This window comes from Sphaerochaeta sp. S2 (assembly GCF_016406725.1).
Lineage (GTDB): Bacteria > Spirochaetota > Spirochaetia > Sphaerochaetales > Sphaerochaetaceae > Sphaerochaeta.
The window spans coordinates 1-1,500 of record NZ_JAEKNT010000365.1 but is presented as its reverse complement, the minus strand read 5'-3'; the positions used below and the strand labels follow the sequence as shown (position 1 = coordinate 1,500).

General features: G+C 42.4%; 2 protein-coding genes. Both read left to right on the top strand.

Annotated features, from left to right (window positions below; all coding sequences use genetic code 11):
- Nucleotides 1-1,114 (top strand): TM1812 family CRISPR-associated protein (locus JF818_RS10775; protein ID WP_198892018.1); only part of this gene is annotated, 1,114 nt, incomplete at its 5' end.
- Between the two features lies 1 nt (nt 1,115).
- The coding region (gene csx20, locus JF818_RS10770; protein WP_198892017.1) for a CRISPR-associated protein Csx20 at nt 1,116-1,500 on the top strand (385 nt) is incomplete at its 3' end.

Below are 1,500 nucleotides of genomic sequence, written 5' to 3'. Positions count from 1 at the left end.
AGTGATACTCATCGGTACGAAGACATCGAGTTGGGATGCTCTCTTGGCAAAGGATTGCGAGAAAACTGAGCAAATCTCAGATGTATGGTTACAATTGGTTGAAGAGTGTGAATCGAAGCAGGGTTGTGGGGTAACGGATGAATCCTTATCGATATTGTCTGGGATTTTGGAGGACCAGTATGGGATTGATTTCCTCTTATTCGCCCATGAACCAACCATCGAGAATACGACACTCAAGAATGTATATCCTTTTTATCAAGATCTTGCAAAAGAAGTAGCCCAAGGTAATTCAGTCCTGCTTGATATCACTCATGGATTTCGATCCATGCCAATGTTTTTGTACCAGTCATTACGATTTTCCGCCATCACAGATATCGCACCTCGTTCTGTTTCAATCGTATATGGTGAATTCCTGCCAGAGAAGGATGTTTCAATCGTACGAGACTTATCCAATTTCTGGGAATTCTCAGAAGCTACTGAATCCTTTGAACTTTTCAAGGCTACTTTCACGACAGACAGGTTGGCTCCAATGGTTGCAACCTTTTGGCCAGAAGGGGCGGGGTGGATGAGAGGGTTTTCCAATCTGGTAAAAAGCAATTACGTATTGCAGACAAAGCAATCGATTGCTCAACTGAATAACGCTCTCGCGCTTGTAAAACCTAATAACTGTCCTATCTGGGGAGAAGAGGTTATCGGATACTGCAGAAGTATTTCAAATGAATTTTCAAAATGCAGGTTTATCAGTGAATATATTCTGGTATTGTCCAAGTTGCTTGAGAAAAACAATTTGTTGACGCAGACCATTATTGCATTACAGATATCAGTTGAGACGAGAGTGATTGAAAGCCGGTACGACATCAAGAAAATCGGCGATTATAACTACTGGAATGAGAATGGTGGGCCAAAAGAATGCAAGAAAGACTTCCAACTTAATAATAACCAAAGAATTTTATTTGAACTGGAAGCAGATCGAAACAAAATTGCCCATGGAGGTGGTATGGATGCTACAACTACTCCTGCTCGAGAGAATGCGGTTATCAGCAAGGAGAAATTGGCCAAGTATCGGGCCGGAGTTGCCGCTTTATTCAAGGCATTCCCGGTGGGAGTTGAATAATATGCCGAATGTTTTGTGTCTTCTCAATCATGAGCTCACAGAAAAACAGCGCATTGAATTAAGCAATGGTTATGCTGTGGATGAAATCCTTGTACCTCCTCCAGCCTTGAAAACGCTTTGGGCCTCAATCCCCACAGGGGAGAGTCTCTCACGATCGATCTTTTCTCCGATTGTGCATTGGTTGGGAGATACCTCAAGAAGTGGGGATTATCTTGTAATTCAGGGCGAATTTGGTGCCACCTTTTTTCTCATTGAATATGCTTTTGCCCAGCACTTGATTCCTTTGCATTCTGTGACAAAACGTATAGCACAAGAGACACGCGTTGCTGAAATTGTATACCGGTCGTATGTTTTTGAACATATCCGGTTCAGACGCTATATCCAAT